The following is an 8,328-nucleotide window of genomic DNA, read 5'->3' on the forward strand; positions in this document are numbered from 1 at the left end:
ATCCCAGGCAACGCCTATCTCGGCCCAAGAATCTTCACCAACTTATCCGGCGACGGCGCCCCCTGCTGTTGCTGCAACCCACCCTTGTCATCCAGGTAGAAAATCGCCGGCGTCGCCGACAATTCCAGCTCATCCATCAACTTCATGTTGGCATCGAGCTTGGCTTCGATATCCGCCGGGATCTTCGCCAGTGCCTGCAATTTGCTGCCCTTGCCGGCCGCTTCGTGTTCCTCCAGGGCTTTTTGCGGGTCTTTGGCGGCGAACAATGCAGCCGACTTGGCCGCGCTGTCTTCGCGGATGATGCCGACCATGATGTGGCGCAACTGCACCTTGCCGGCCTTGACCCACGGCCGTGCCTGTTCCCAGAACATGTTGCAGTACGGGCAGTTGGGGTCGCTGAACAGGTAGACGATGCGCGGGGCGTTTTTGTCGCCGTCCTGGATCCAGCTGCTTTTTTCCATCTTGGCCCAGACTTCCTTGGCCATCGGCGCGTACACCAGCTTTTCCAGGGGCGCGGTGCTCAGGTCATTGCCCTGGGCGTCGTACAGGTTGCCGGCGATCACGTGTTTGCCATCGGCGGTCAGGTACAGGGCCATGCCGCGGTTCTGGTATTGCGCGGCGTAGCCGGTGAGGCCGCTGGGGGCGTCGAATTTGCCGATGATCCTGGCGCCCTTGGCTTCGATCTGTTTGATCGGTGCGGGCCAGTCTTCGGCGTGGGCCAGGGTGGCCGCCGCCATCAGTGGCAGCAGGGTCAGCAGGTGGCGGAGGCTTGGCATGTCGGTTTCCTTGTGGCAGCAGGGACGGTGTCGAAAGGTTCCATGGCACGGGCCAGGCTGGCCTGGGACAACTCGCCCAGGTGGCTGTTGATCAGGCGTCCGTCGGCCTGGTAGAAGAGGGTGGTCGGCAGGGCCATGGAACCCACGGCCTGGCCGAGGCGGCCGCTGGCGTCAAACAGGACGTTGTCCAGGTTCAGGCCCTGGGTGGCCAGGTAGGTGCTGACGCTTTGCATGCTTTCGGCCTGGTTGACGAACAGGAAGGTCACGTCAGGGCGCATGCGCTGGGCACTTTCCAGCACCGGCATTTCGCGCCGGCACGGCGGGCACCAGGTGGCCCACAGGTTGATCACCAGCGGACCGCCCTGGTAATCCGCCAGTTGCACCACTTCGCCATTGGCGTTGCGCAGGGTGATGTCCGGCAGGCGCGTGCCTTTTTCATACACGCCCAAGGACAGGCTGGTCATGCCCCAGAACAGCAGGCCGGTGATGACCCCGGCGCTCAGTGGCTTGCGCAGCGCCGGGCGGCGCCAGCCGTAGGCCAGTGCACCGAGGATCAGGGCGATGATGCCGGGCCAGGCGAGAAAGCCGCCGTCGCGCAGGTCGACCATCTGCAGCCAGTCGCTGCTGTAGTAACTCCAGTACATCAGCACAAAGCTGACGCGTGCCGCGAGCATGCCCAGCAGGAACAGGCTGAACAGCACCGATTCCGGGTTCTCACCGCCACGCTTGGCCACGCGCCAGCCCACCAGGGTGGCGAGAATCAACGCGCTGATCAGCAGGATGTGATTCAGCGCGATGGCGAAGGTGCCGATGGTCAGGGTCAGCATCAGAGGGCGTCCCGGGCTTGGGTCCAGCGTTGCAGGAAGGCGTCGGCATTCACTTCGCCGGTGATGCGTTGGGCGCGGCGTTCTTCACCGTCAGGGCCGATCCAGACGAAGCTCGGTGGCCCCGGTACTTTGTAGCGGCCCAGCAGTTCGCGGCTGGCGGCATTGTCGGCGGTGACGTCCAGGCGCAGCAGGCGCACGTCTTTGAGGGCATCGAGGACTTGGGGTTGGCCGAACACCTGTTTTTCCATGATCTTGCACGACACGCACCAGTCGGCGTAGTAGTCCACCAGCACCCATTGGCCCTGGGCCTTGGCGCTGTCGAGCTGGTTTTGCAGGACGGCGGGGTCGTTGATGGTCATGAAGGCGTCATGGGCGGTGGGCGCACCGGCGACCTGCGCGCCTCTGTACACCTTCAGCGGTTGCCACAGATCGTCGCCACCACCGGCCGCGCCCACAACCAGCACTGCGCCCCACAGGCCCAGCACCAGGGAACCGGCGCCGAATACCTTGGCCGCCAGGCCGTACTCGCGGGCCAGGGTCCAGCCGCAGTAGGCCATCACCAGCGCCAGTGCGCCCCACAGGCCGATCCACAGGCTTTCGCCGACCACCGGGCGAATCATCAGCACGGCGGTACCCAGGAACAGGAAGCCGAAGATGCCCTTGAGCACGTTCATCCAGTTGCCCGGCTTGGGCAGGAAGCGGTTGCCCACGGTCACCAGCAGCAGCAGCGGAACACCCATGCCGATGCCCATGTAGAACAGGATCAACCCACCGTGCAGTGCATTGCCGCTTTGCGCGATATACAGCAGGACGCCCGCCAGTGGCGCGGTCATGCAAGGGCCGACCAACAGGCCGGACAGCGCGCCGAGGACCCCGGCGCCGATCAGGCTGCCACCGCTTTGCTTGCGGCTGACGTTGTCCAGGCGATCGCGCAGGAAGGCGGGCAGTTGCAGTTCAAAGAAGCCGAACATCGGCAGGGCGAGGATCACGAACAACGCGGCGAAACTGCCGAGAATCCAGGGTGTTTGCAGCAGCGCGGCGAGATTGGCGCCGAGCAATGCCGCCAGTACGCCGAGCGCCGCATACACCAGCGCCATGCACACCACGTAACTGCTGGCCAGGGCAAAACCACGGCGAGGACTGGCGCCACTGCCCGCCACCAGGCCGGCGAGGATTGGCAGCATCGGCAGTGAACACGGCGTAAATGCCAGCAGTAGGCCCAGGCCGAAGAACACCAGCAGGCTCCAGCCCAGGCTGCGCTGTTGCAGGCCGCTGGCCAGGCTCTGGTCCTGGGCCTGCGCGGTGGCGGCGACGGCGGGGTTGCCGCCCAGGTCTACGGTGATCGACTGCGGCGGGTAGCACAGGCCTGCATCGGCGCAGCCCTGCCAGCCCAGTTTGACCTGGCCGGTGGCCCCGGCGGGCAGCTTCACTTCCAGGCCCTGGCGATACACTTCCTGCTCGCCAAAGAACTCGTCGCTGTGGGCTTCGCCTTGCGGCAGTGCCGGCTGGGCGGCCAGGCCCTCGAACTTCATGCGCTGCTTGTACAGGTAATAACCATCGGCAATTTGCCAATACAGCTGGGTCTCGCCACTTTCAAGACGTTCGGAGGTAAAGGTAAAGGCCTTGCCCACCGGGAGGAAATCGGGTTTGGTCTCAAACGGGTTGCCCGGTGCGGCCTGGGCCAGCCCGGCGAACAACACCAGCAGAAAGGTAAACAGATGCCGCATGGTCAAGCCTTAGTCCGATACAAGTGAGGCACACAATGTGTGGCGTTGATTAACCGATGATTAACCGGGCGCTATTCTAAAGTGTAGGGAATATCTGAGCGTGACTCTTTTCACGGCATAATCTGCGCTTAATCCGCTGCACCTTTAATCCCCCCATCTTTCATGAAGGGTTCACCATGCACGTACTGGTCTGTGAAGACGACGAACTGATTGCCAGCGGCATCGTGGCCGGCCTCACCGCCCAGGGCTTTACGGTTGAGCGCGTGGCCACGGCGGCGGCTGCGCGGGCGATGCTCAAGGCGGCGACCTTCGACATCATGGTGCTCGACCTTGGCCTGCCCGACGAAGACGGCCTCAAGCTGCTGCAGCAACTGCGCAGCCAGGGCCTGGAGATTCCGGTGCTGATCCTCACTGCGCGGGATTCAGTGACCAACCGCGTCGACGGCCTGCAAGCCGGCGCCGATGACTACCTGCTCAAACCCTTCGACCTGCGCGAACTGGCTGCCCGCCTGCAAACCCTGTTGCGTCGGATGGCGGGGCGCAGCGTCAACCTGATCGAACATGGCCGGTTGACCTATGACCCCAGCAGCCGCGAAACCCTGTTGGGCGGCCAGCCGGTGGATTTGTCCCGGCGTGAGCAAGCGCTGCTGCAGGCGCTGCTGCACAACAAGGGCCGGGTGCTGTCCAGCGAACAGCTCAAGGACAGCGTCTACGGCTTCAACGATGAGCTGGAGAGCAACGCCCTCAACGTGCATATCCACCACCTGCGGCGCAAATTGGGCAATGGCATTGTCGAGACCGTACGCGGCCTGGGCTATCGCCTGGGCCCGGCGGATGATGGCGAGAACGCTTCGTGAAAAGCCTGCGCCTGCGCCTGACCTTCAAGCTCGGCGCCGCATTCGTGCTGATCTGGGCCCTGGCAGCGGCCTGGATGCTCAACGACCTGCGCAACCAGATGATGTTCTCCCTCGACCAGCGCCTGGTGGCCTCGGCGCGCATGGTGGCGGGGCTCACCGAGCAGATGCCGGGCCTGGCCAGCGTCAGCGGCGGCGCGCATTTCAGTGCCGAGCAGTTGCACGTGCCCGGCGGCATGGCCTGCCAGGTCAGTTCGTTGCGCGGGGAAATCCTGGCGCGCAGCCATACCACGCCGGATCAGGGCCTGGAGTCGCAACGCAGCGGTTTTCGCGACCAGGAGATCGACGGCGTGGGCTGGCGCAGCTTTACCCTGTCGCGCGGCGACCTGCTGATCACCACTGCCGACCGCCAGGTGGAGCGTGAGGCGTTGAATATGTCGATCCTGCTGGCGGCGTCGGTGCCGGTGGGCGTGGCCATGCTCGGTTGCCTGTGTCTGCTGTGGCTGGGCATCGGCCAGAGCCTGCTGCCGCTCAACCGCATGCGCGACGCGCTGATGCGGCGCAGTGCCGATTCCCTCGAGCCGCTGCAGATCCACCCGCTGCCCAGCGAACTCAAACCGCTGCTGGACACCCAGAACCAACTGTTGCAACGCATCGCCAAGACCATCGAGCGTGAACGCCGTCTCACCGGCGATGCGCCCACGAACTGCGCAGCCCGCTGACGGCGATCAAGACCCACCTGCAAGTGGCGCGCATGACCGAAGGCGCGGCCCGCGACCAGTCCCTGGCCCACGCCGAGGAGGGCGCCGACCGCTTGCACCGTACCCTGGAGCAGTTGCTGCTGTTGGCCCGGGTGGAAGGCAGCCTGTCGTTTGACGATGGCCTGCAGTCCAGCGCCGCAGAAGTCGCACGGCTGGCGATCCAGGATGCCAATGCTGGCGATAACTCGCGCATCGACCTGATCCTGCCGGACAACCTGTCCGCTACCCCGGTGGAAATGCCCGTGGGCCTGGCGGTTGCCGCCCTGCGCAACCTGCTGGACAACGCCTTGCGCCACACTCCGGCGGACACGCGGGTAGAGCTGAGTGTGTTCACCGCCCCTGATCAAGTGGTGTTCCGCGTGCGCGACCATGGCAAGCAGATTTCCAGTGAAGACCTGCAATACCTGACCCAACGCTTCTGGCGCAATGGCAACAGCGAAGGGTGCGGCCTGGGCCTGGCGATCGTGCAAGCGATTGTGCAGCGCTGCTCCTGTTCACTGACGTTCGACAGCCAGGCCGATGGCCTGCGTGTCGAGTTGGGCATGCCGCTGCGACGCTGAACGCCGTCCTTTCAAGTGCCAAATAATTACCGCCCTCCTGACGTTCAAGTCTTCAGGATGGCGGTAATTTTTTTGCGCTTGAACGGGCCGAATGACTCGGCCTGTATTGAAAAGGATGGTTCTTATGTTGGTCATCGACACCAGTTTCCCAGCCAGGCACTTCAACGACCGCAACGGCGAGCCTGTGGGACAACTGATCCTGCATTACACCGCCGCGCCGTTCGCGTCCTCCCTGCGAACCCTGACCCAGGATGGGGTCAGCGCTCACTATCTTTTGCCGGATCCCGATGAGCCCGGCTACCGCGCTGCCGGGTATGACGAACTGCGCGCGTTTCGTCTGGTGGATGAAACCAGGCGTGCGTGGCATGCAGGGGCGAGCCAATGGGCTGGGCGGGATAACCTCAATAGCCGTTCGATTGGTATCGAGATCGTCAACCTGGCGCGGGATGATGCGGGGGTGTTTACCTTTCCTGCGTACGCCCAGGAGCAGGTTTCGGTATTGATTGCCTTGGTGCGCGACATCCTTGGGCGTTACCCGCAGATCGGCCCGGCGGACATTCTCGGGCATTCGGACGTGGCGTATTGGCGCAAGAGTGATCCAGGCCCCCGGCTGCCCTGGCGATGCTTGTACGACGCCGGGGTGGGTGCCTGGTTTGATGAGGCGACGCGGGCGATGTATCAGCGTCGGTTTGGTGTGGGGCTGCCACCGGAGGTCGAGGTCGAGCGGGCGTTTCAGCGGTATGGGTATAAACCTGCGCAGAACCGACGGGCGTTTGAGCAGCGGACGCGGGCGTTTCAGATGCACTTCAGACCGCGAGATTACCGTGGCGTGTTGGATGCCGAGACGTGCGCGATCCTGTATGCCCTGAATGAAAAATACCGAGGACTTTGACGCCGAGTACCGTTCAACCGCATCCGTTAACGATCAATAGCCCTAAATCCCCCAGCCGCTGATGCGTTTCCAGAACAGGAAATCCGTGCGCATGCCCTTGGGCCAGACGCCAACGGATCGGCAGTTTGGTCACCATCATCAGCGTATTGAGGGATAGAGAGATGTCTGTCGCTACCAGCCGTATCGAAAGCGCCCCGGTGCATGCCAGCCCAGCACCTGTGGAAACGCTCTACCAGTTCGACGAAACACCGCTGCTGGCCCGTCAGCGCCAGCAAGAGTCCAACGCCCGCAGTTACCCACGGCGCATTCCCCTGGCGCTCAAGCGTGCCAAGGGTATTTATGTGGAAGACGTGGAAGGCCGCCAGTTCATCGACTGCCTGGCCGGAGCCGGCACGCTGGCGCTGGGGCATAACCACCCGGTGGTGATCGAAGCCATCCAGCAAGTGCTGAGTGACGAACTGCCGTTGCACACTCTCGACCTGACGACACCGGTCAAGGATCAATTCGTCCAGGATCTGTTTGGCCTGTTGCCGACCGAGCTGGCGCGGGAAGCCAAGATCCAGTTCTGCGGCCCTACCGGCACCGATGCGGTGGAAGCCGCGCTGAAACTGGTACGTACCGCCACCGGGCGCAGCACCGTGCTGTCGTTCCAGGGTGGCTATCACGGCATGAGCCAAGGCGCGTTGAGCCTGATGGGCAGCCTGGGGCCGAAAAAGCCCTTGGGCGCGTTGCTGGGCAATGGCGTGCAGTTTCTGCCATTCCCCTATGACTACCGCTGCCCGTTTGGCCTGGGCGGCGCGGAAGGCGTGCGGGTCAACCTGCATTACCTGGAAAACCTGCTCAACGACCCGGAAGCCGGAGTGTTGCTGCCCGCAGCGGTGATTGTTGAAGTGGTGCAGGGTGAGGGCGGCGTTATCCCGGCCGACCTCGACTGGCTGCGCGGCCTGCGCCGCATCACCGAGCAGGCGGGCGTGGCGTTGATCGTCGATGAAATCCAGAGTGGGTTCGGCCGCACCGGCAAGATGTTCGCCTTTGAGCACGCCGGCATCATCCCGGACGTGGTGGTGATGTCCAAAGCCATCGGCGGCAGCCTGCCGCTGGCGGTGGTGGTCTACCGCGACTGGCTCGACACCTGGCTGCCGGGCGCCCATGCCGGCACGTTCCGTGGCAACCAGATGGCGATGGCGGCGGGTTCGGCGGTGATGCGCTACCTCAAGGAACACGACCTGCCCGGCCATGCGACAGCGATGGGCGAGCGCCTTGGCGAACACCTGCACATCCTGCAACGGGACTTCCCGCAGTTGGGCGATATTCGCGGCCGCGGGCTGATGCTCGGCGTGGAGCTGGTGGACCCGGACGGCACCCTCGACATTCAGGGCCACCCACCGGTGCATCGCCAATTGGCGCCGCTGGTACAGCGCGAGTGCCTCAAGCGCGGGCTGATCCTGGAGCTGGGCGGCCGCCATGGCAGCGTGGTGCGCTTCCTGCCGCCGCTGGTGATCACCGCCGCAGAAGTCGACCGTGTGGCCGAGATCTTCGGGCGCGCCCTGGCAGCCGCTGTGGCCAGCCTCTAATTTTTCGACGGCTTGGTACGTCTCTACAGATATCAGTGCTGCGCGTGGTGCGCAGCCAGTTTTTTTGCGATGGAGAACAGCAATGACCTCAGTATTTGACCGCGACGACATCCTGTTTCAGGTAGTGGTCAACCATGAAGAACAGTATTCCATCTGGCCCGACTACAAGGCCGTGCCGGAAGGCTGGCGCACCGTAGGCAAGAGCGGCCTGAAGAAAGAGTGCCTGGCCTACATCGAAGAAACCTGGACCGATATGCGCCCGTTGAGCCTGCGCCAGAAGATGGATGGCGCTGCACTCGCCTGAATACGACCGCTTTTGTCATATGTGTGGCGAGCACGCTTGTTGTGGTGAGCGGG

At 63.8% G+C, this 8,328-nt stretch carries 7 protein-coding genes and 1 pseudogene; 5 read left to right on the plus strand and 3 right to left on the minus strand.

Features of this window, described 5'->3' with window-relative positions:
- Window positions 1-14: 14 nt before the first annotated feature.
- The 3 genes from dsbG to dsbD are packed head-to-tail and all read right to left on the minus strand — an operon-like array spanning window position 15 to window position 3,330.
- The gene (gene dsbG, locus IQK56_RS12460; protein ID WP_122308108.1) at window positions 15-776 is read right to left on the minus strand and encodes a thiol:disulfide interchange protein DsbG; all 762 of its coding nucleotides are present in this window, start codon (window positions 774-776) and stop codon (window positions 15-17) included.
- The gene (locus tag IQK56_RS12465; protein WP_150676467.1) at window positions 752-1,603 is read right to left on the minus strand and encodes a TlpA disulfide reductase family protein; all 852 of its coding nucleotides are present in this window, start codon (window positions 1,601-1,603) and stop codon (window positions 752-754) included. The genes dsbG and IQK56_RS12465 overlap by 25 nt, the downstream gene beginning before the upstream one ends.
- Window positions 1,603-3,330, minus strand: a complete 1,728-nt coding sequence (gene dsbD / locus IQK56_RS12470) for a protein-disulfide reductase DsbD (RefSeq protein ID WP_122306657.1) — start codon at window positions 3,328-3,330, stop codon at window positions 1,603-1,605. Before dsbD ends, IQK56_RS12465 begins: the two co-directional genes overlap by 1 nt.
- Before the next feature lie 176 nt (window positions 3,331-3,506).
- Here dsbD and IQK56_RS12475 point away from each other — a divergent pair, with 176 nt between their 5' ends.
- The 5 genes and pseudogenes from IQK56_RS12475 to IQK56_RS12495 all read left to right on the plus strand — a co-directional run bounded on the left by IQK56_RS12475 (window position 3,507) and on the right by IQK56_RS12495 (window position 8,275).
- A complete protein-coding gene (locus IQK56_RS12475) occupies window positions 3,507-4,187 on the plus strand; it encodes a response regulator (protein ID WP_099586384.1) in 681 nt (226 codons plus the stop codon).
- Window positions 4,184-5,505 (plus strand): annotated as a pseudogene (locus IQK56_RS12480) (ATP-binding protein). Before IQK56_RS12475 ends, IQK56_RS12480 begins: the two are co-directional and overlap by 4 nt.
- Before the next feature lie 124 nt (window positions 5,506-5,629).
- A complete protein-coding gene (locus tag IQK56_RS12485) occupies window positions 5,630-6,397 on the plus strand; it encodes an N-acetylmuramoyl-L-alanine amidase (RefSeq protein ID WP_122306655.1) in 768 nt (255 codons plus the stop codon).
- A gap of 161 nt (window positions 6,398-6,558) precedes the next feature.
- Complete coding sequence (locus IQK56_RS12490; protein WP_150760376.1) at window positions 6,559-7,971, plus strand: aspartate aminotransferase family protein; 1,413 nt, start codon at window positions 6,559-6,561, stop codon at window positions 7,969-7,971.
- A gap of 82 nt (window positions 7,972-8,053) precedes the next feature.
- Window positions 8,054-8,275 (plus strand): MbtH family protein, encoded by a 222-nt coding sequence (locus tag IQK56_RS12495; protein WP_017527671.1) that lies wholly within the window; start codon window positions 8,054-8,056, stop codon window positions 8,273-8,275.
- Window positions 8,276-8,328: the final 53 nt, after the last annotated feature.

Source organism: Pseudomonas cyclaminis (genome assembly GCF_015163715.1).
Lineage (GTDB): Bacteria > Pseudomonadota > Gammaproteobacteria > Pseudomonadales > Pseudomonadaceae > Aquipseudomonas > Aquipseudomonas cyclaminis.

What these genes read in the sequence shown, in the direction of transcription:
- dsbG (WP_122308108.1), bottom strand. Translation starts at nt 776, where the DNA reads ATGCCAAGCCTCCGCCACCTGCTGACCCTGCTGCCACTGATGGCGGCG.
- IQK56_RS12465 (WP_150676467.1), bottom strand. Translation starts at nt 1,603, where the DNA reads ATGCTGACCCTGACCATCGGCACCTTCGCCATCGCGCTGAATCACATC.
- dsbD (WP_122306657.1), bottom strand. Translation starts at nt 3,330, where the DNA reads ATGCGGCATCTGTTTACCTTTCTGCTGGTGTTGTTCGCCGGGCTGGCC.
- IQK56_RS12475 (WP_099586384.1), top strand. Translation starts at nt 3,507, where the DNA reads ATGCACGTACTGGTCTGTGAAGACGACGAACTGATTGCCAGCGGCATC.
- IQK56_RS12485 (WP_122306655.1), top strand. Translation starts at nt 5,630, where the DNA reads ATGTTGGTCATCGACACCAGTTTCCCAGCCAGGCACTTCAACGACCGC.
- IQK56_RS12490 (WP_150760376.1), top strand. Translation starts at nt 6,559, where the DNA reads ATGTCTGTCGCTACCAGCCGTATCGAAAGCGCCCCGGTGCATGCCAGC.
- IQK56_RS12495 (WP_017527671.1), top strand. Translation starts at nt 8,054, where the DNA reads ATGACCTCAGTATTTGACCGCGACGACATCCTGTTTCAGGTAGTGGTC.